The sequence below is a fragment of the Mesorhizobium sp. LCM 4577 genome (assembly GCF_001854795.2).
In the GTDB taxonomy this organism is placed as follows: domain Bacteria; phylum Pseudomonadota; class Alphaproteobacteria; order Rhizobiales; family Rhizobiaceae; genus Mesorhizobium; species Mesorhizobium plurifarium.
Map to the genome: position 1 here is coordinate 77,247 of NZ_MDDU01000015.1, position 19,516 is coordinate 96,762.

Sequence of the window (19,516 nt, forward strand, 5' to 3'; positions counted from 1 at the left end):
TCCACTGCGGGCCAGAACAAATATCCTGGAAACGAAAATGGGCGGCCGAAGCCGCCCATTTGAAAACCTGAAGCGAGAGGCCTTACTTCTTCATCGCGTTCATGACCGCGCCGATGATGCCGGTCAGGATGGCACCGCCGCCCACGCCGCCAAGAAGGTTCTTCAGGTCGAGCGCGCTGCCGATTCCACCCGCCGCTGCCGCTGCGTCGACTCCACCGCCACCAAGCAGACTGCCAAGAATGGCCGCGCCGCCGACGCCGCCGATGGCGCCGCCAAGGATCTTGGTAAGCTGGCCCATCGCCGCCTGCTTCAGCGCAGCGCCAACCGCCTGGCCACCGATAACGCCGGCAATTACCTGTACAACGATCTGAATAATCGTGTTGCTGTCCATGTAACTAGTCCCTCCATAGCCGCCTGCCTCCAAGGGCCGACACCATCATGAGACGCCGAACCGTTCGAAAGTCAAATGCGTGAAAGCTTAAATAAAAAGGGCGGCCCGAAAACCGCCCCTATTGCACAAAAAAGCTGTGACTATCGCTATTCTGCGGCAATCGCATGCTTTGGCTGCACCGCAGCCGAATAGTCATTCATCAATGTCTTGGCTATCTCGCCAACCTCGAATCGGTACGGACCGATCTCCGAGACCGGCGTGACCTCAGCTGCCGTCCCGGTGAGGAAGCACTGCTCGAAACCTTCGAGCTCCTCAGGCATGATGGCGCGCTCGACCACTTCGAAACCGCGATCCTTCGCCAGGCCGATCACCGTGCGGCGGGTTATGCCATCGAGGAAGCAGTCGGGTGTGGGCGTATGGATCTTGCCGTCCTTGACGAAGAAGATGTTGGCGCCGGTGGCTTCCGCCACCTGGCCACGCCAATCGAGCATCATGGCGTCGGCGTAGCCCTTGGCCTCCGCGGCGTGCTTGGAGAGCGTGCAGATCATGTAGAGGCCGGCGGCCTTCGACTTTGACGGCGCGGTACGCGGATCGGGCCGGCGCCACTCGGCGACATCGAGGCGGATACCCTTGAGTTTCTGCGCGGGGTCGAAATAGCTCGGCCACTGCCAGATGGCGATGGCGCAGTTGATGCGGTTGTTCTGCGCCGAGACGCCCATCTGCTCGCTGCCGCGCCAGGCGATCGGGCGCACATAGGCGTCCTGGAAACCCTGCTTCTTCAAAAGCGTGCGGCAGGCCTCGTCGATCTCGGCGACCGGATAGGGAATCTTGAAGCCGAGCAGGCGCGCCGATTCATGCAGGCGCTCATTATGCTCGGTCAGCTTGAAGATCTGGCCGCCATAGGCGCGCTCACCTTCGAAGACGGCGCTGGCATAGTGCAGGCCATGGGTCAGCACATGGATCTTGGCGTCGGCCCATTTGACGAACTCGCCGTTCATCCAGATGAAGCCGTCCAATTGATCGAAGGGAACGGATGCCATGGAAACCTCCCGCGGGCGGCCGCCCGCAAATCGTTGTGTTTTAAAGCCTTCCGTACCGGCCCGCCACAGGATCCGAAACGTTGGCCAATGCATGAAAGCGTAGGCGGATATTCAATTCGTGGCAAACTCAGGAAGTTCCGGAAAAACGGCTTCCACTTGCCTTTTCGTTCGCAATCCGCCGAAAAGCTTGTCAAAAATTATCATTGCCCGGAAATTACGTCAATAGTACTGACATAATTCCCGCCTCGCATGGAGAAATGATGACGGATCCAAGCCCCGCAGCCGGAAAACCGATCAGGACGGCGATCGCCGACGAGGACGGCATCGACTTTGCCATCATCGAACTGTTTTTCTTCGCCTACCGCGATTTCACCTCCGACCCGGACCAGATACTCGCCGAATACGGCTTTGGCCGCGCTCATCATCGCGTGCTGCACTTCGTCAACCGCAGGCCCGGGCTCACCGTCGCCGAACTGCTCGATGTGCTGAAGATCACCAAGCAGAGCCTGGCGCGGGTCTTGAAGCAGTTGATCGACACCGACCATATCGTCCAGGTGCAGGGTCCGCGCGATCGCCGGCAGCGCGAACTCTACCCGACCGCCAGGGGCCGCGCGCTGGCCTTGGCGCTGGCGCGGCCACAGTCGCGCCGCATCCGTGCGGCATTGGAGGATTCCGGAGCCACCGAGCGCGCCACGATCGAGCGATTCCTGGAAGCAATGGTCAATCCGGAACTAAGAGCGCAGATCGACATTGTGCCTGCGCAAACATCGGGGAAGAACCATGGAGACCATTGAGAAGGTTGATCATCCGGCCGCGCCCGACGATGACGCGCCGCACCTCTTGGTTGTCGATGACGACACGCGTATCCGCAACCTGCTCAAGCAGTATCTGTCCGAGAACGGCTTTCGCGTCACCGTCGCCGGCAATTCCGGCGAGGCCAGGCGCAAGCTCGCCGGCCTCGACTTCGACCTTTTGGTGCTCGATGTCATGATGCCGGGCGAGACCGGCGTCGATCTCACCAAGGCGCTGCGGGCCGAGAAGAACGTGCCGATCCTGATGCTGACGGCGCTGTCCGAGACCGACAGCCGCATCACCGGGCTGGAAGCCGGCGCCGATGATTACCTGCCGAAACCGTTCGATCCGCGCGAGCTCATCCTGCGCATCAACAACATCCTGCGCCGTGGCGGCCCCGCCGCGACCCCTAAGGTCGAGCAGCTGGTGTTCGGGCCTTACACGTTCCAGATCGCCAAGCGTGAATTGAAGCGCGGCGGCGAGGCGCTTAAGCTGACCGACCGCGAGCAAGAGATCCTGGCGATCTTCGCCGCGCGGGCGGGCGAGACCATACCGCGCCATGAACTGGTGGGCGATGAATCGGATGTCGGCGAGCGCACCATCGACGTGCAGATCAACCGGCTGCGCCGCAAGATCGAGCGCGATCCATCCAATCCGGTGTGGCTGCAGACGGTGCGCGGTATTGGGTATCGGCTCAGCGTCGAATAAACTACCGTCGAAGGCCCTTTGCTGAACGGCCATCGACGAGCGGAAGGGCGAATGGCGACCACGCAACTGGAAAAGCCCGAAGGAGGCGGCCCCGGCGATCTCGTGCTGCGGACGCTGAGGGCGATGCCGCGCGCCTGGAACCGCTTTTGGCGCCTGGTCGCGCTCTACATGCCGAAGCGGCTCTACGCCCGCTCGCTGATTATCGTCATCGCGCCGATGATCCTGCTGCAGTCGGTGGTGGCCTTCGTCTTCATGGAGCGGCACTGGCAGACGGTCACCCAGCGCCTGTCGCAGGCGACGATCTCGGACATAGCGGCCGTCATCGACATGATGGAGACCTATCCGCACGACGCCGATTACGCCAACATCATCCGCATCGCCCAGGACCGCATGCAGTTGAAGGTGGATCTGTTGCCGCCCGATCCGCTGCCCCCGCCGGGCCCTAAGCCGTTCTTTTCGATCCTCGACGAGGCGCTGTCGTCGGAGATCACGAGACAGATCAACCGTCCGTTCTGGATCGACACGGTCGGCAACTCGAACGTCGTCGAGGTTCGCGTCCAGCTCGAAGGCAAGGTGCTGCGCGTCTTCGTGCGGCGCAGCCAGGCCTATGCCTCGAACACCCACATCTTCCTGATCTGGATGGTCGGCACCTCGCTGGTCCTGCTGATGATCGCCATCCCCTTCCTGCGCAATCAGATCAGGCCGATCCTGACGCTCGCCGAGGCGGCCGAGAGTTTCGGCAAGGGCCGGCCGATGCCGCGCGATTTCCGCCCGCGCGGCGCCGAGGAGGTCCGCCGCGCGGGTTTCGCCTTCATCCAGATGCGTGAGCGCATCGAGCGCCAGATCGAGCAACGCACCGCCATGCTGACCGGCGTCAGCCACGACCTCAGGACCATCCTCACAAGATTCAAGCTGCAACTGGCGCTGGCCGGCGGCAAGTCGGAGACCAAGGCCGCGCTGAACCAGGACATCGACGACATGCAGTCGATGCTGGAAGGCTATCTCTCCTTTGCCCGCGGCGAGGCGGCGGAGGACACTGGCCGTTTCGATCTCAACGCCTACTTCCAGAAGCTTGGCGAGGAAGCGCAATTGCGCGGCTGCAAGCTCACGACGACGCTGACAGGCGATCCGGCCGTGCATGTGCGGCCGAACGCCTTTGCCCGTTTGCTGTCGAACGTCATCGGCAATGCCTTCCGCTACGCCAAGACCGTCGAGGTCCACGCCAATCACGGTCGCGGCTCGCTCACCGTCACCATCGACGACGACGGTCCMGGCATTGCGCCCGACAAGCGCGAAGAGGTGTTTAAGCCTTTCCTGCGGCTCGACGAAGCGCGCAACCTCGACGCCAGCGGCACGGGACTTGGCCTGTCGATCGCCCGCGACATCGCCCGCAGCCACGGCGGCGACATCAGCCTCGAGGACAGCCCGCTCGGCGGCCTGCGCGCCGTCATCAAGGTGCCCGCGTAAGACCGGTCAAGACAGGCTTCATCCGCCCGTCATGAAATCATGGTCAAGAGCGCGCATGAAGCGCGCGACCTTCGTTGATTCGGCCCTGCCGCCCCGCTTCGATCCGGTGCCCACCCGGGTGCGCTGGAGCGAGGCGCGGGCTGCTGCCTGGCTGCCGTTCCGGCACCGCGCCGGCATGCTCGATAGCCATGCCGGCAAAGGACCGCCATGCGCATCCTGATGGTCACCGACGCATGGCGGCCGCAGGTCAATGGCGTGGTGCACACGCTGGAACGTCTGACCGAGGCGCTGAAACCTTTCGACGTCGAGCTCGATTTCCTGACGCCGAACCTCTTTCGCACCTTGCCGATGCCGACCTATCCCGACATCCGGCTGGCGCTGACGACGCCGGGTCATGTCGCGCGCATGATCGACACCGCCAAGGCCGACCACATCCACATCGTCACCGAGGGTCCGCTCGGCATCATGGCGCGTCGCCATTGCCGAAAGGTGGGCCGCCCCTTCACCACCAGCTATCACACGCGCTTTCCCGAATATCTCAGCGCCCGCCTGCCGGTGCCGGAGAGCTGGGCCTACAACTGGCTGCGCGACTTCCACAATTCCGGACAGGGCACGCTTGTCGCAACGCAATCGCTGGCGGACGATCTCGCGGCCCGCGGCTTCAACAAGCTGAGGCCCTGGACGCGCGGCGTCGACACCGACCATTTCCGGCCGGACAAGCGCAAGGAAACCGGATTTCCCCGCCCGGTTTTCCTGTGCGTCGGCCGCGTCGCGATCGAAAAGAATCTGACCGCCTTCCTCGATCTCGATCTGCCCGGCAGCAAGGTGATCGTCGGCGAAGGACCGGAACTGGCAAAACTCAAGGCGCGCTATCCCAACGCGCATTTCCTCGGCCACCGCCCGAACGACGAGCTGGCCGAGATCTACGCCTCGGCCGATGTCTTCGTGTTCCCGAGCCGCACCGATACTTTCGGCAACGTCATCATCGAGGCGCTGGCCAGCGGAACGCCGGTCGCCGCCTTCCCGGTGACCGGACCGATCGACATTGTCGGCGACGGCATCGGCGGAGCCGTGTCGAACGACCTGGGCGAAGCGGCGATGAAGGCGCTTCACGTCGACCGCGCCGAAGCCCGCCAGCGCGCGATGCGCTACAGCTGGCAGGCCTGCGCCGGAATGTTCCTCGACGTGGTCGATGAAGCGCTGGGGATGCCAAGCAAACGCGCCGATCAGGATAGGCTGGCTCCAGGTCGCCCCAGGCTCGTCCTAGAATAAACGCCCGCCGTCCGGCACCTTGCGCTCGATGGCGCCGAGCACGACGGCGCCCTCTTCATCGGGAAAGCCGAGCGTCAGCACTTCCGACATGAACGGGCCGATCTGGCGCGGCGGGAAATTGACCACCGCGAAGACCTGACGGCCGACAAGCGTTTCCGGCGCGTAGTATTTGGTGATCTGCGCCGACGACTTCTTCACTCCGATGGCCGGACCGAAATCAATCTTCAGCTTGATCGCCGGCTTGCGCGCTTCCGGAAACGGCTCGGYCTCGACGATCGTGCCGGCACGGATGTCGACACGGTCGAAATCGGCAAAGCTGATCTCGGGCTTGCGCTCGCTGCTGGAACTCATCGGCGGTGTCGGTTTGGTTCAGGCGTTTCCGTGGGTCTCGAAGAGCACGCTGGAGAGCGCGTCCTTGGCCGATGTACCCGACCAGACGACGAACTGGAAGGCCTGGAAATAGCATTCGCAGGCCTCTAACGCCGAGGACAACAGCACCTCGACCTGCTGGCTCGAYGGCTCGACCCCGCCAGCAAGCAGCAGCGACTGCCGGAACATGATGGCGCCTTCCTGTTCCCACAGATCGAAATGCCCGAACAGCATCTGCTCGTTGATCAGCGACAACAGCYGCATCACTTCAAGCGCGCGCGTCTCCGGCACCTTGATGTCGAAGGCGCAGGCCAGATGCAGCGCCTCGAAATCCTCCATCCAAGAGAAGGAGACGTGGTAGTCCGTCCAGCTGCCGGCGACCGAAATCGAAATCTCATCGTCACCGGCGCGTTCGAAGGACCAGTCGTTGTTGTGGGCCACCTGCTCGATGACATCCACCGGGTGGATTTCGCGGGAGAATTCGAGTTCGAGGAGTTCCATGAATGCTTCCTGTGTTCAGGGGAGCGCCACACGCTCCGCGGGGCACACACGACGAACAATCTTGTCTAGAACTCGGACGGTCAGGACTTTCCAACGCAAAGACCCAACCGGACCCCACCGCCCGGCGCATGACCCTGCTTCGAATCATGCAACAAATTCAGTCTATTGATCGGGAGTCGCGTGAACAGCCCAATTTTTCGCACTGCGTCATCCGCATGTGGAAAGGTGGCTGTCACAAAGATTCATGCAATGCCGGTAAGCGATTCACGGCAAAGCGATTTTTCGGATCGCGCTATGTGGAAAAGTTTAACGATTATTTTTTTGCGCGGAGCTTCGCGGCACCCGCAGGTGCGGCCTGTCCGGTCAGTTCGGCGAGCCTGGCCTCGAGCGCCTCGACGCGTGTCGCCAGCTGGATGTTGTCTTCCCTCGCCTTGACCGCCATCTCGCGGACGGCCTCGAACTCTTCGCGCTGCACCACATCCATGGAGTTCAGCATGCGCTCGGCCTGCGCCCGGAACGCCGTCTCCACCTCGCGCCGCACGCCCTGCGCGGCGCCCGCCGCGTCGGTCATGATCTTTGCGAATTCGTCGAGAATGCGGTTCGGTCCGGTCGCCATGGCAGATCCTCGCTTTGTCGTTTTGACGTAGTGGCGCGCGACGCGGAATGCAAGCGCATCTGACGCGGAGCGGTTGCTCCTGTTGGCAAGCCGCTCAATAACTATTATTATCTCGGTGAGAGTCCTAGGAAGTATGTCATGGCAATCAGTGCAGATCTCGGTGAGCGCCTGGAAAACGTCGTGAACCGGCTCGTCAGCACCGGCCGCTACAATTCGAAAAGCGAAGTGTTGCGCGAAGGTGTCCGCCTTGTGGAAGAAAGGGAGAAACGTCTCGCCGCGCTTGACGCTGCACTCGCGCGAGGCGTCGCTGACGCAGATGCAGGACGCGTGAAGCCTGCCGCAGACGTGTTCGATCGCCTGGAGAGCAAATATAAGGCGATGGCCGAGAAGCGTAGGTGAAACGGCTGGTATTTACCGACGAGGCCGAGAGCGACCTTGAGGCTATCGGCGATCACATCGCGGGCGACAACCCATTCCGGGCAATGACCTTCGTTCGTGAATTGCGCAATGCCTGCATTGAACTATGCACAATGCCGGAACGTTGTCAGTTGGTCGCCCGCCATCAATCCTCCGGCATCCGTCGTCGGGTGTATGGCAATTATCTGATTTTCTTCCGCATCCATATGGATGCCGTCGAAGTGCTGCACATCCTTCACGGCGCGACGGATTATGAGCGGATTCTGTTCCCTGAGACTTGACGGTCGGCTGCGGCATCGGCGCTGCCTTGACCGCGCCAAAACCCTGCCGCATGGTCCGCGCCCAATCGTGACCGCGCCCCGGAGACACCGTTGAGCGAATATTTCCTGCTGCCGCTGGCCTCCCTGCCCTTCCCCAACATCGACCCGGTCATCGTCCAAATCGGGCCGCTCGCGGTGCACTGGTACGGCGTCGGCTATATCGTCGGCATCCTCTTTGCCTGGTGGTATGCCAAGCGGCTGGTGACGAACCCGCGCCTGTGGCCGGACGGCCATCTGCCGATGAAGCCCGAGGACCTCGACGACTTCATCGTCTGGGCGGCGATCGGCGTCGTGCTCGGTGGACGCACCGGCTACGTGCTCTTCTACGACCTGCCGCGCTACATCGCGCATCCGCTCGACATCTTCGCGGTCTGGCAGGGCGGCATGTCGTTCCATGGCGGCCTGCTTGGCGTCATCCTCGCCATGACGCTGTTTTCGCTCAAGCGCCGGATTCCCACCTGGACATTGTTCGACGTGGTGTCCGCCGGCGTGCCCGTTGGGCTCGGCCTTGTGCGCGTCGCCAACTTCATCAATTCGGAGCTGTGGGGGCGACCCTCGGACGTCCCATGGGCAATCGAATTCCCCAATGGCGGCCCGTTCACCCGCCATCCCAGCCAGCTTTACGAGGCGCTGCTCGAAGGCCTTGTGCTGTTCCTGGTGCTGCGCTTCCTCACCCATTCGCGCCTCAAGCTCAAGACGCCGCGCTTCGTCGGCGGCGCCTTCATCTGCGGCTACGGCCTGTCGCGCATCTTCGTCGAGTTCTTCCGCGAGCCCGACCAGCAGCTCGGCTACCTGCTCGGCACCAGCTGGCTGACCATGGGCATGATCCTGTCCACGCCGATGGTGCTCGCCGGCATCTGGGCGATGGTCACCGCGAAGCCGGCGCCACAGCCGCGGGCGGCATGACCCGGCTGAAAAAGCGCATCATAGGCCTGATCGGCGCCGCGGGGCCGATCCCGGTCAGCGAATATATGGCGCTCTGCCTGTTCGATCCCGACGAGGGCTACTACACGACGCGCGAGCCCTTCGGCGCCGCCGGCGACTTCATCACCGCGCCCGAGATCAGCCAGATGTTCGGCGAGCTCGTCGCCGTCTGGCTCTACCAGGCCTGGCAGGGCGAGGGCCGGCCTCTGCCCGCGACCTTTGCCGAGATCGGTCCCGGCCGCGGCACCTTGATGAAGGACATGCTGCGCACATGGTCGCGGCTCGACCCGGCGCTCGTCGCTGGCGCTTCCTTCGCCATGATCGAGACCAGCCCGCGCCTGGCCGAGATCCAGAAGCAGACGCTTGCCGGCCAGAGCGCGGCGCCTGCCTGGCACCAGACCATCGACACGCTGCCGCGGCAGCCGCTCTTCATCGTCGGCAACGAATTGTTCGACGCTGTGCCGATCCGGCAGTTCGTCTATGTCGGCGCGGGCTGGCGCGAGCGTGTTGTCGGCCTCGACGGCGCCGATGAACTGCACTTCTTCGCTGGCGCGGGGTCTGTCGACCCGGCACTGCTGCCGGCCGCCGCTGCCGACGCGCCGCAAGGCGCTATCGTCGAAGTGGCCCCTGCCCGTTCGGCGCTGATGTCGCAGATCGCCGAGCGCATAGCCGGCCAGGGCGGCGCCGGCCTCTTCATCGACTACGGCCACCTTCAGCCGGGGATCGGCGACACTTTCCAGGCGCTGCGCCGGCACCAGCGCGAGGACGTTTTAGCCAATCCTGGCGAAGCCGACCTCACAGCCCATGTCGATTTCGCCGCGCTTGCCGAGATGGCGCGCGCTCACGGTCTCGAGGTGCACTTGTCGACCCAGGGCGAATTCCTGCTCGGCATGGGCCTGCTCGAGCGCGCCGGCACGCTCGGCGCCGATGGCGATACCGAGACGCGTCAAGCCATTTCCGACGCGGTCGAACGCCTGGCCGGCCCCGACGCGATGGGCGAGTTGTTCAAGGTCATGAAGGTCCTGCCGGCGGCGAAAGCCACCTGATCGCCGAGCGGCCTCGCCATCTGGTCCGCTTCGTTCTCCGAACTTCGCCTTGACGAACCCGCCTTGCACGGACGACAAACCCAACCATGCTGAATCAGACCAGACCCGATCCAGTACGCTCGCCGCTGCTTGAAAAAGTGCCGGGCATGCGCCACGGCTACTTCACCCGCATCGGCGGCGTCTCCGACGGCATCTACCGGGGGCTCAACATCGGCACCGGCTCCAGCGACGACCAGACACTGGTCGCCGAGAACCGGCGGCGCGTCGCCGCCTGGATGGGCGTGCCCGCGGATCATCTGTTGACCGCGCACCAGATCCACTCGCCGGATGTCATTGTCGCCAGGGAACCCTTCGCCGGTCCTCGCCCGAAGGCCGACGCCATCGTCACCGACCGTCCCGGCATCGCCATCGGCGCCTCGACGGCCGATTGTGGGCCGGTTCTCTTCGCCGACGCCGGGGCGCGCGTCATCGGCGCGGCGCATGCCGGTTGGAAGGGCGCGTTCACCGGCGTGCTCGAAAACACGGTCGCCGCGATGGAAGCCCTCGGCGCCCGCCGCGAGCGCATCGTCGCCGTGCTTGGCCCCTCGATCGGCCCCGACAATTACGAGGTCGGGCCGGAATTCGTCGCCCGCTTCGTCGAAGCCGACGCCGGCAATCACCGCTATTTCAGACCGTCGAAGACGACCGGCCACTCGATGTTCGACCTCAACCGATATACGGTCGACCGGCTGCGCAAGGCTGGCGTGACCGCCGAAGGCCTTGGCCGCTGCACCTACGCGGAAGAAGAGCTTTTCTATTCCTACCGGCGCACCACACACCGCAAGGAAGCGGATTACGGGCGCCAGGTTTCGGCAATCGTTCTGGAGAAAGAGTAAAATGGCGCTGCATTTCGAACGTTCGGAATTCGACGCGCGACGCGATCGGCTGCTGATCGAAATGGCCGAGAAGAAGCTCGACGCCGTGCTTTTGTTCGCGCAGGAGAGCATGTACTGGCTGACCGGCTACGACACATTCGGCTTCTGCTTTTTCCAGTGCCTGGTGGTGAAGGCCGACGGCTCGATGGTGCTGCTCACCCGTTCGGCCGATCTGAGGCAAGCACGCCATACCTCGACCATCGAAAACATCGTGCTGTGGACCGATCGTCAGGGCGCCAACCCGGCGATCGACCTGCGCAACCTGCTCAACGACCTCGACCTGCTCGGCGCCCGCATCGGCGTCGAATACGACACCCATGGCCTGACCGCCTATAATGGCCGGCGCCTCGACGAGCAGTTGCAGACCTTCGGCCAGATCGCGGATGCTTCCGGCATCGTCGGCCGGCTGCGCCTGTTCAAGAGCCCGGCCGAGATCGCCAAGGCGGAAAAGGCCGCCAATCTTTCCGACGACGCGCTGGATGCCGCACTCCCGCTGATCAAGCAAGGCGGCGACGAAGGGCTCATCCTTGCCGCCATGCAAGGGGCCGTCTTTGCCGGCGGCGGCGACTATCCCGCCAACGAGTATATCATCGGCTCCGGCGCCGATGCCTTGCTCTGCCGCTACAAGGCCGGCCGCCGCAAGCTCACCAAGAACGACCAGCTGACGCTCGAATGGGCCGGCGTCTTCCACCACTATCATGCCCCGATGATGCGCACCGTACTCACGGGCAAGGTGTCGAAGCGTCACCAGGAATTGTTTGACGCTTCCCGCGCCGCCCTGCTCGCGGTCGAAAAGGCGATGACGCCGGGCAACACCTTCGGCGATGTCTTCGACGCGCATGCCCGCACGCTCGAAGCGCACAATCTGACCAAGCACCGGCTGAATGCCTGCGGCTATTCGGTCGGCGCCCGCTTCACGCCGTCCTGGATGGACATGCCGATGTTCTACCAGGGCAATCCGGAGCCGATCGCGCCCAATATGACGCTGTTCGCGCATATGATCATCATGGACTCCGAGACCGAGACCGCGATGACGCTTGGCCGGACTTACCTTACGACGGAATCGGCGCCGAAGCCGCTGTCGCGCCATGATCTCGACTTGATCGTGCAGTGAATCCATAATGGTTGGTTCACGCGGGGGCGTTCGCCAGTAGGGAGCTTTCAGGCAAATGAGACGATCGCGGGTGACGACCGTGTCATTGCTTGCGGCGCTGGCGCTCGGCGCCTGCACCAACGCCAAGGACGTGCTCGAACCTTCGGCGATCACCCCGCCGGCGGCCTCGGCCCAGTCTTCGGCCACCCCGCAGGGCACATCGACGACGGCCACCACTCCGACCATGACCGCGCCGGCTCCGTCGACCGCCACTGCGACGACGGCACCTGCAAAGCCCGCAACGCCCGCCCAGACCGCCGCCCTCGCCAGGACGCGGCTGCAGGTGGCGCCGATCGTCGGCGCATCGGTGGACGCGGCGGCACCGTTGACGGCGGAACTGCAGGCCCGTGCCAAACAGCGTGGCCTGACGCTTGTCGGCAGCACGGACCAGACAGCGACGCATGTGCTGAAGGGCTATTTTTCGACGATGTCCGAGGGTAAGGACACGACCGTCATCTATGTCTGGGACATTTACGATCCCTCGGGAAACCGCCTGCACCGCATCAATGGCCAGCAGAAGGCGCCCTCCGTCGGCAGCGGCGAAGGCTGGCCCGCGGTAGCGCCCGCCACCATGCAGGCCATTGCCGACCAGACGATCGACCAGTTCGCCGCCTGGCTGGGCAGCGGCGGCGCCGGTTGACCGGACAGGCCAAACTGTTGCCGACCAAACTGTTGCCGGCTTGCGATGTTTTCCCTGTTTGTTGCGGTCGCCGCAAGGATTCCCCACAACGAGGCTTGCAATACCGGCGCGGGCCGCTAAAAGCCCGCATAAAAGGCTCATGAGAGTCTCTCCGGCCTCTCCATCCTTCACCAGGAACGGTGCATGAAGCTTTTCGCGGGCAATTCCAATCGGGTGCTGGCCGAAGCGGTCGCTCGCTATCTCAACATCCCGTTAGGGAAGGCCAGCGTCAGGCGCTTCGCCGACCAGGAAATCTTCGTCGAAATCCAGGAAAACGTGCGCGGCGAGGATGTGTTCATCCTGCAGTCGACCTCTTATCCGACCAACGACCATCTGATGGAACTGCTCATCATGATGGACGCCTTCATGCGCTCCTCGGCGCGACGCATCACGGCGGTCATCCCCTATTTCGGCTACGCGAGGCAGGATCGCCGCGCCTCCGGCCGCACGCCGATCTCGGCCAAGCTCGTCGCCAACATGATCACCCGCGCCGGCGCCAACCGCGTGCTGACGCTCGACCTGCATGCCGGCCAGATCCAGGGCTTCTTCGACATCCCGACCGATAATCTGTTCTCGGTGCCGGTGATGGCGCGCGACGTGAAGGCCAAATACAAGCAGCTCGGCAATGTCGTCGTCGTGTCGCCCGACATCGGCGGCGTGGTGCGGGCGCGCGCGCTCGCCAAGCGCTTCGATGCGCAGCTCGCCATCGTCGACAAGCGCCGCGAGCGTCCCGGCGAATCGGAAGTCATGAATATCATCGGTGCGGTCGCCGGCAAGGACTGCCTCTTGATCGACGACATCGTCGATTCCGGCGGTACGCTTTGCAACGCGGCCGACGCGCTGCTCGCCAACGGCGCGACCTCCGTCACCGCCTACATCACCCATGGCGTGCTCTCTGGCGGCGCCGTCGCCCGTATCGCCGGCTCGAAGCTGCAGGAGCTGGTGATCACCGATTCGATCCAGCCGACGCAGGGCGTGCTCGACGCGCCGAACATCCGTGTCATTTCGATCGCCGACCTGATGGGCGAGGCGATCTCGCGCACCGCGACCGAGGAGTCGGTGTCGAGCCTGTTCGATTGATCAGAAACTGGCTACCCCGGGCGCGTAGCGCAGCAGCGTGACGCCTTGCGCAAGGCGCTCCGTACCGAGCGGCTTCAGCGCCAGCGACAGGCCGGACCGGAAGTACGGCTTGCCGCCGCCCAGCACGACCGGATGCATGTAAAGCCGGTATTCGTCGATCAGGCCCGCGCGGACAAGATGGGCAGCCAACTCGGCGCCGGAGACGGAAATCTCGCCGTCCGTGTCCGCCTTGAGCGACCTTGCAACCGCCTCGACATCACCCCTCACCAGACGGGCATTCGGCCCAACCTCCCGAAGCGTGGTCGAAAACACGACCTTCGGCGTCTCCCGCCAGGCATGCGCAAAATCCCGCTCGACCTACCTCGGCGGCGATCTCCCGCTCCGGGCTGTCCCAGAAACGCATGGTTTCATACATCCTGCGCCCGCAAAGCGCGATCGACGTCCGTCGCATCTCGTCGTTGAAATGCCGGTGCAATTCCTCTTCCGGGACCGGCAGGTCAATACTTCCACTCGGTCCGGCGATGTAGCCGTCCAGCGATGTCAGCATGGCATAGACAATCGTGGCCACCAGCGTTCCTCCGATTTTGCCTCCTCACAAAGAGGAACATAACCGATTGCAGTTTGCAATCAGTATTTGGCAAACGGAACCCAGATTGAGAACCGACACATCAACTCAATGCTGGCGGCGCTGTCTCACGCGGCGATCGGACCACCTGTGCGGCGCGGGTTTTCACCGACATCGCGCGCGCCGCGCATATAGCCGCGCGGCGAGGTGCCGAGCATGCGCTTGAACATGGTCGTGAAGGCCGGCACGCTGTCATAGCCGAGGTCGAGCGCCACCCTGGTGATCGGCTCGCCGTCGGCGAGCCTGGGCAGCGCCGCGAACAGGCAGGCCTGCTGGCGCCAGGTCGACAGCGACAGTCCGGTCTGGCGGTGGAAGGCGCGGGTGAAGGACCGCCGGCTCATGCCTGCGGCATCCGCCCATTCGTCGATCGTCGCACGCGGCGACGGGGCCGCGACGAAGCGCCGGCAGAGCGCTGCAAGCTTCGGATCGGACGGGAAAGGCAGGCCGAGCGGCCGTTCCGGCAGGTTCGGGATCTCATGCAGCAGAAGACCCATGACGAGGGCGGCGCGCCCTTCGAGCTCACTCCCCTGCGGCAGCTTCTCCGATTCGACGATCAGGCTGTGCATCAGCTCGGTGATGCCGACGACGCGCAGGCCCTCCGGTAAGCCGGGAATGGCGTCCGGCATCACATAGACCGACCGCATGGAGACGTCGCCCAGCATCTCGACGGAATGCTCGGTGCCGGCCGGTATCCACATCGCATGGTCGGGCGGCACCATCCAGCGCCCGTGCCTGGTCGTCACCAGGACCACGCCGACCAGCGCGTGCAGCAACTGGCTGCGGCTGTGGCGGTGCCGCGGCACGTGGTAGCCGTCCGGATATTCTGTCGGCAGCGCCACCGCCGGCCCGACGGCCTGTTCCAGCCATTGCCAGCGGCTTTCATGCAGCCGGCCGAGCTCGGCGGCGTCGCCCTTGAATATCTCCTTGCCATGCGGCATCGATGTGGCCCACTTGCGAAACTATTGGACCAAACCACGAAAGAAGTCGCTTGGCAACGGGCCTATAAGGCCGGCTGCGGTTCGCCGCCTAGAGCATGATCCCGAAAAGTGGAAACGGTTTTCGGAAAAGATCATGCTCCAACAAGACTACGGAGCATTGCCTTGACCGATACGACCGCCACCTCCGTCGCCGCACCGGCGCCGGCAAGCAACATCTCGGCGCAAACGACGGCCTTCACCGTCATTCTTGCGGTGAGCTTCTGCCACTGCGTCAACGACATCATGCAGTCGCTGCTTTCGGCGATCTATCCGCTGCTCAAGGACAATTACGGTCTCGATTTCTGGCAGATCGGCCTTCTGACCTTCACCTTCCAGGTGACGGCTTCGCTGCTGCAGCCGGTGATCGGCATGATCACCGACAAGAAGCCGATGCCCTACTCCTTGCCCTGGGGCATGGCCTCCTCGCTGGTCGGCCTGGTGGTGCTTGCCCATGCCGGCCATTACTGGCTGCTCCTGATCGGCGCCTCGCTGATCGGTATCGGCTCGGCGATCTTCCATCCGGAATCCTCGCGCATCGCCCGTTTTGCTTCCGGCGGCCGCTTCGGCCTGGCGCAGTCGCTGTTCCAGGTGGGCGGCAATTTCGGCCAGGCCATGGGCCCGCTGCTCGCCGCCTTCATCGTCGTGCCGTTCGGCCAGGCCAGCATTTCCTGGTTCGCCGTCGRCTCGCTGATCGGCATCGTCGTCTTGTGGCGGGTCGGCGGCTGGTACAGCCGGCTGCGCGCCTCGATGGCCAGCCGCAAGCAGGCTGCCCATGTCTCGCCCTTCGCGCGCAAGAAGGTCATGTGGGCGCTGGCCGTGCTGACTCTGCTTGTGCTGACCAAGAACGCCTATATCGCCTCGCTCTCCAGCTACTACACCTTCTACGCCATCCATAAGTTCGGCGTTTCGGTGCAGATGAGCCAGGTGATGCTGTTCCTGTTCCTCGGCGCCTCGGCGCTGGGCATCCTGCTCGGCGGACCGTTCGGCGACCGCTATGGACAGAAGGCGATGATCTGGTTCTCGATCGTCGGCGTGCTGCCCTTCACGCTGGCGCTGCCCTACGCCAATCTGGAATGGACGATGGTGCTCACCGTGCTGATCGGCCTGATCCTGTCGTCGGCCTTCTCCAATATCGTCGTCTTCGCGCAGGAGCTGGTTCCGGGCCGCGTCGGCATGATCGCCGGCATCTTCTTCGGCTTCGCCTTCGGCATGGGCGGCATCGCCGCCGCGGTGCTCGGCGTCGTCGCCGACATGAAGGGCATCGACTTCGTCTACCAGATCTGCTCGTATTTGCCCTTCCTCGGCCTGCTGACGGTCTTCCTGCCCAACATGAAGGAAGCGCGGAAGGCCTGATTGCCCAGCCACCTCGAACGGCTTCCAAGGATCAAGGCACCCGCCGCCGCCTGGCGGGTGCCTTCGTGTTTGGCGACCGGCCTCAGGCCTTGAAGAAGGCCAGGAGGTCGGCGTTGATGACGTCCGCGTGGGTCGTTGCCATGCCGTGCGGAAAACCCTTGTAGACCTTGAGCTCGCCCTTCTTGAGCAGCTTGATCGAGATGAGCGCGGAGTCCGCGATCGGCACGATCTGGTCGTCGTCGCCATGCATGACCAGCACCGGCACGTCGATTGTCTTCAGGTCTTCGGTGAAGTCGGTTTCCGAGAAGGCCTTGATGCAGTCGTAATGCGCCTTGGCGCCGCCCATCATGCCCTGGCGCCACCAATTGTCGATTACGCCTTCGGAAACCTGGGCGCCGGGACGGTTGAAGCCGTAGAACGGTCCCGCCGGCACGTCATGGAAGAACTGGGCGCGGTTGGCCGCCAGCGCCGCGCGGAAACCGTCGAACACCTCGATCGGCAAGCCGCCTGGATTGGCGGGCGTCTTCAACATGATTGGCGGCACCGCGCCGATCAGCACGGCCTTGGCGACGCGGCCCGCGCCGCCATATTGCGCGACATAGCGCGCCACCTCGCCGCCGCCCGTCGAATGGCCGACATGGATGGCGTCCTTGAGGTCGAGATGCGCGGCGAGCGCCGCCACGTCGGCGGCATAGGTGTCCATCTCATTGCCTGTGTCGGTCTGGCTGGAACGGCCATGGCCGCGTCGGTCATGCGCGATGACGCGGTAACCCTTTGACAGGAAGAACAGCATCTGGGCGTCCCAGTCGTCGCTGCTCAGCGGCCAGCCATGGTGGAAGACGATCGGCTGGCCCGTCCCCCAATCCTTGTAGAAGATCTGCGTTCCGTCCTTGGTGGTGACCGTGCCGCTGCCCGAGCCTGAATTGGTCTGCCCTGACGTGGTCTGCAAGCTCATCTCAATCTCCTTCAGTTGATATCACGATAAACAATATCGCGATAACTATATGCGTAACGGAGATCGGAAGCCTTGTCCACAAGAATATGTATCGCGATATCATTTTTCGTGGTATACAATGAGTTCTCAGTCGGCAAAAGGAATGCGCCGTGCCTCTCCCGTTGGACAATCAGCTCTGCTTCACGCTCTATGCCACCTCGATGGCGATCAACCGCACCTACAAGCCCATGCTGGACGGGATGGGCATCACCTATCCGCAATATCTCGTGCTCAACGCGCTGGGAGAGGCGGACGGCATGTCGGTGGGCAGCATCGCGCATCGGCTCGCGTTGGAATCGAGCACCATCACGCCGCTGGTGAAAAGAATGGAGCAGGCTGGCCTTGTCACCCGGCAGCGCAGCCAGGCCGACGAGCGCCAGGTCCAGGTCGACCTGACCCCCAGCGGCCGGGCTCTGCTCGTCCAGTGCAACTGCTTGAACGAGACGCTGATCGAGCGCTCAGGCATGAAATTGGCTGAGCTCGATGCCTTGAACCGGCAAATCCAGGCATTGCGCGATGCGCTGAATGGCGGCCTGGAGGTCGACCCCGCCTGAGATATACGAAAAAAGAGAGCGGGCTCGACCGGGCGGGTTTGCGTCCCGGACGCCTTGATAGGTTCAGCATATGCGGGTCACGCCTCGACCTTGACCGGCGGCAGTTGCGGCGCTTCCAACCCCTGGAATGGGTCGCGCCAGGCGTCGATCGCCTCCAGCCGGCCGTACCAGCGGCGGATCGCCGGATAGTCGTCGAGCGGCAATCCGGCGACATCATTGAACGGCAGGAACGTCGCCATGCGGAAGTCCGCATAGGAGATCGAAGCGCCGACCAGCCACTCCCGCGCGGAAAGCTCGGGCTCGAGCACTGCCGCGGCCTTGTGGAACTGCCTCAGCCCCTCCTCGACCAGCGCCTGGTCGATGGGACCCAGCCCATAGCGCTGCTTGGTGCCGCGCTCGAAATGCACCATGTCGCAAGCGAAGGCGAACCGCTCCTTGCCCCAGCTCATCCAGCGGATCATGTCCGGCTCGTCGTCCCCGCTGCGCCAGAAATCCGAACGCATCTCGCGCGAAAGCCGGCAGGCGATGGCGTCCGCCTCCCACAGGCTCCATCCCGCGCCGACCAATATCGGCAAGGTCAGGTTGGGATTGAGCGCATGGTAGCGCTCGGCCTGCCCGGGCGCCATCGGCGATGCGAACGCGAACGCGATCTTGGCCTTGAGATAGCGTGCCGTCGCGACCGCGAGGCGAGGATTGGGATTGCGGCTGAACAGGAGTTTCATATTGGTCCCCTGGGGTCTGGTTGCATGCCGCAGGACGGCTGGGAACCGCCCGATCCTACATTGTTGCAAATGGGACTTCCGGTTATGCTTTCGTCGCTGGAAACCGCCCCTGCCAAGCCTTCCAGCCCAAGCGCTGTCGGTAGCTAATCAAGTTGTCCGGTTTGGTAGCACATCATTTGTCCGCTTCAGTTTGCGTCGAAGCGGTTCACGCAGCTTGCCCAGTGGGGCAGATTTCCTGGATTGTGGCGCCTTGCGAGTTGTATGTCGCAATGCGTCTCGGCCCGTGGAAGATCGCAAGCGTGCCATCCGGGTATTGCCTGACCCTAACCGTGGCTTTGACGAAGTGGTGTCGGATCGGGCTTCGCGGCAGTTGCAATCTGAGCCGCGCGAAGGCGACGGTGTTGTCGCGGGCAACGACACGCTCTTCCTGGATACACAGGATCTCGGCCAGAACGGCCGGATCGGCGGCGACGAAGGCGCTGTCCTGGACCGCGGCCGGCCTGGCGAAGCGGGCGTTGTGAGCCGGCAGATAGGTCTGTGCGATGAAGCGGTTGGCGGCCTCGACATCGGCAATGCCGGCCAGCGCCAGTTCTTTCGGCAGC

General features: G+C 63.7%; 23 protein-coding genes and 2 pseudogenes. 15 read left to right on the forward strand and 10 right to left on the reverse strand.

Going from position 1 to position 19,516, the window contains the following annotated elements:
* Window positions 1-82: 82 nt before the first annotated feature.
* Together LCM4577_RS18530 and LCM4577_RS18535 are read right to left on the reverse strand one after the other, a co-directional pair.
* Entirely contained in the window at window positions 83-391 is a 309-nt protein-coding gene (locus tag LCM4577_RS18530; RefSeq protein ID WP_040989635.1) for a hypothetical protein, read from the reverse strand.
* A gap of 146 nt (window positions 392-537) precedes the next feature.
* A complete protein-coding gene (locus LCM4577_RS18535) occupies window positions 538-1,431 on the reverse strand; it encodes a branched-chain amino acid aminotransferase (RefSeq protein ID WP_041010203.1) in 894 nt (297 codons plus the stop codon).
* Window positions 1,432-1,691: 260 nt separating this feature from the next.
* On the opposite strand from LCM4577_RS18535, the gene LCM4577_RS18540 reads away from it, so the two are divergent.
* The 5 genes from LCM4577_RS18540 to LCM4577_RS18560 are packed head-to-tail and all read left to right on the forward strand — an operon-like array spanning window position 1,692 to window position 5,670.
* Window positions 1,692-2,225 (forward strand): MarR family winged helix-turn-helix transcriptional regulator, encoded by a 534-nt coding sequence (locus tag LCM4577_RS18540; protein ID WP_040990369.1) that lies wholly within the window; start codon window positions 1,692-1,694, stop codon window positions 2,223-2,225.
* Window positions 2,212-2,931 (forward strand): response regulator, encoded by a 720-nt coding sequence (locus tag LCM4577_RS18545; protein WP_040989639.1) that lies wholly within the window; start codon window positions 2,212-2,214, stop codon window positions 2,929-2,931. The genes LCM4577_RS18540 and LCM4577_RS18545 overlap by 14 nt, the downstream gene beginning before the upstream one ends.
* Before the next feature lie 51 nt (window positions 2,932-2,982).
* On the forward strand, window positions 2,983-4,398 hold the full coding sequence (locus tag LCM4577_RS18550; RefSeq protein WP_116390098.1) for an ATP-binding protein: 1,416 nt from the start codon (window positions 2,983-2,985) through the stop codon (window positions 4,396-4,398).
* 55 nt (window positions 4,399-4,453) lie between these two features.
* Window positions 4,454-4,618: a hypothetical protein gene (locus LCM4577_RS18555; protein WP_157900473.1), complete on the forward strand. Its 165-nt coding sequence runs from the start codon at window positions 4,454-4,456 to the stop codon at window positions 4,616-4,618.
* On the forward strand, window positions 4,606-5,670 hold the full coding sequence (locus LCM4577_RS18560; protein ID WP_083354769.1) for a glycosyltransferase family 1 protein: 1,065 nt from the start codon (window positions 4,606-4,608) through the stop codon (window positions 5,668-5,670). The genes LCM4577_RS18555 and LCM4577_RS18560 overlap by 13 nt, the downstream gene beginning before the upstream one ends.
* Here the strand turns inward: LCM4577_RS18560 and LCM4577_RS18565 are convergent.
* The 3 genes from LCM4577_RS18565 to LCM4577_RS18575 form a co-directional block, all read right to left on the reverse strand.
* Window positions 5,662-6,021 (reverse strand): tRNA-binding protein, encoded by a 360-nt coding sequence (locus tag LCM4577_RS18565; protein ID WP_071072754.1) that lies wholly within the window; start codon window positions 6,019-6,021, stop codon window positions 5,662-5,664. The genes LCM4577_RS18560 and LCM4577_RS18565 overlap by 9 nt on opposite strands.
* An 18-nt stretch (window positions 6,022-6,039) precedes the next feature.
* Entirely contained in the window at window positions 6,040-6,540 is a 501-nt protein-coding gene (locus LCM4577_RS18570; protein ID WP_071072756.1) for a YbjN domain-containing protein, read from the reverse strand.
* 313 nt (window positions 6,541-6,853) lie between these two features.
* Window positions 6,854-7,156, reverse strand: a complete 303-nt coding sequence (locus LCM4577_RS18575; RefSeq protein WP_041012785.1) for an accessory factor UbiK family protein — start codon at window positions 7,154-7,156, stop codon at window positions 6,854-6,856.
* 138 nt (window positions 7,157-7,294) lie between these two features.
* Between LCM4577_RS18575 and LCM4577_RS18580 the strand changes: the two genes are divergently transcribed.
* The 8 genes from LCM4577_RS18580 to LCM4577_RS18615 all read left to right on the forward strand — a co-directional run bounded on the left by LCM4577_RS18580 (window position 7,295) and on the right by LCM4577_RS18615 (window position 13,689).
* Complete coding sequence (locus LCM4577_RS18580) at window positions 7,295-7,555, forward strand: type II toxin-antitoxin system ParD family antitoxin (protein WP_041010205.1); 261 nt, start codon at window positions 7,295-7,297, stop codon at window positions 7,553-7,555.
* Window positions 7,552-7,854, forward strand: a complete 303-nt coding sequence (locus tag LCM4577_RS18585) for a type II toxin-antitoxin system RelE/ParE family toxin (RefSeq protein WP_041012784.1) — start codon at window positions 7,552-7,554, stop codon at window positions 7,852-7,854. Before LCM4577_RS18580 ends, LCM4577_RS18585 begins: the two co-directional genes overlap by 4 nt.
* A gap of 90 nt (window positions 7,855-7,944) precedes the next feature.
* Window positions 7,945-8,799 (forward strand): prolipoprotein diacylglyceryl transferase, encoded by an 855-nt coding sequence (gene lgt / locus LCM4577_RS18590; protein ID WP_116390099.1) that lies wholly within the window; start codon window positions 7,945-7,947, stop codon window positions 8,797-8,799.
* Window positions 8,796-9,863 (forward strand): class I SAM-dependent methyltransferase, encoded by a 1,068-nt coding sequence (locus LCM4577_RS18595; RefSeq protein ID WP_071034688.1) that lies wholly within the window; start codon window positions 8,796-8,798, stop codon window positions 9,861-9,863. Before lgt ends, LCM4577_RS18595 begins: the two co-directional genes overlap by 4 nt.
* 86 nt (window positions 9,864-9,949) lie before the next feature.
* Window positions 9,950-10,738 carry a peptidoglycan editing factor PgeF gene (gene pgeF, locus LCM4577_RS18600; RefSeq protein ID WP_071034689.1) on the forward strand — a complete coding sequence of 263 codons (789 nt, stop codon included), beginning with the start codon at window positions 9,950-9,952 and terminating at the stop codon, window positions 10,736-10,738.
* A gap of 1 nt (window position 10,739) precedes the next feature.
* Window positions 10,740-11,891, forward strand: coding sequence for a Xaa-Pro peptidase family protein (locus LCM4577_RS18605; RefSeq protein WP_040989654.1), 1,152 nt, complete (start codon window positions 10,740-10,742; stop codon window positions 11,889-11,891).
* Between the two features lie 55 nt (window positions 11,892-11,946).
* Entirely contained in the window at window positions 11,947-12,570 is a 624-nt protein-coding gene (locus LCM4577_RS18610) for a hypothetical protein (RefSeq protein WP_040989655.1), read from the forward strand.
* A gap of 183 nt (window positions 12,571-12,753) precedes the next feature.
* On the forward strand, window positions 12,754-13,689 hold the full coding sequence (locus LCM4577_RS18615; protein WP_040989656.1) for a ribose-phosphate pyrophosphokinase: 936 nt from the start codon (window positions 12,754-12,756) through the stop codon (window positions 13,687-13,689).
* Here LCM4577_RS18615 and LCM4577_RS18620 read toward each other — a convergent pair.
* Window positions 13,690-14,257: pseudogene (locus tag LCM4577_RS18620) on the reverse strand (dihydrofolate reductase family protein).
* A gap of 125 nt (window positions 14,258-14,382) precedes the next feature.
* On the reverse strand, window positions 14,383-15,252 hold the full coding sequence (locus LCM4577_RS18625; RefSeq protein WP_040989658.1) for a helix-turn-helix domain-containing protein: 870 nt from the start codon (window positions 15,250-15,252) through the stop codon (window positions 14,383-14,385).
* A 162-nt stretch (window positions 15,253-15,414) separates the two neighbouring features.
* Between LCM4577_RS18625 and LCM4577_RS18630 the strand changes: the two genes are divergently transcribed.
* The gene (locus LCM4577_RS18630; protein WP_071072758.1) at window positions 15,415-16,644 is read left to right on the forward strand and encodes an MFS transporter; all 1,230 of its coding nucleotides are present in this window, start codon (window positions 15,415-15,417) and stop codon (window positions 16,642-16,644) included.
* 82 nt (window positions 16,645-16,726) lie between these two features.
* On the opposite strand, the gene LCM4577_RS18635 is transcribed toward LCM4577_RS18630, so the two are convergent.
* Complete coding sequence (locus LCM4577_RS18635) at window positions 16,727-17,599, reverse strand: alpha/beta fold hydrolase (RefSeq protein WP_071072760.1); 873 nt, start codon at window positions 17,597-17,599, stop codon at window positions 16,727-16,729.
* 149 nt (window positions 17,600-17,748) lie between these two features.
* On the opposite strand from LCM4577_RS18635, the gene LCM4577_RS18640 reads away from it, so the two are divergent.
* The gene (locus tag LCM4577_RS18640; protein ID WP_071034694.1) at window positions 17,749-18,192 is read left to right on the forward strand and encodes a MarR family winged helix-turn-helix transcriptional regulator; all 444 of its coding nucleotides are present in this window, start codon (window positions 17,749-17,751) and stop codon (window positions 18,190-18,192) included.
* 77 nt (window positions 18,193-18,269) lie between these two features.
* Here the strand turns inward: LCM4577_RS18640 and LCM4577_RS18645 are convergent, their stop codons facing one another.
* Window positions 18,270-18,914 (reverse strand): glutathione S-transferase family protein, encoded by a 645-nt coding sequence (locus LCM4577_RS18645; protein WP_071072761.1) that lies wholly within the window; start codon window positions 18,912-18,914, stop codon window positions 18,270-18,272.
* Between the two features lie 205 nt (window positions 18,915-19,119).
* A pseudogene (locus LCM4577_RS18650) lies at window positions 19,120-19,516 on the reverse strand (hypothetical protein); the annotation flags it as partial.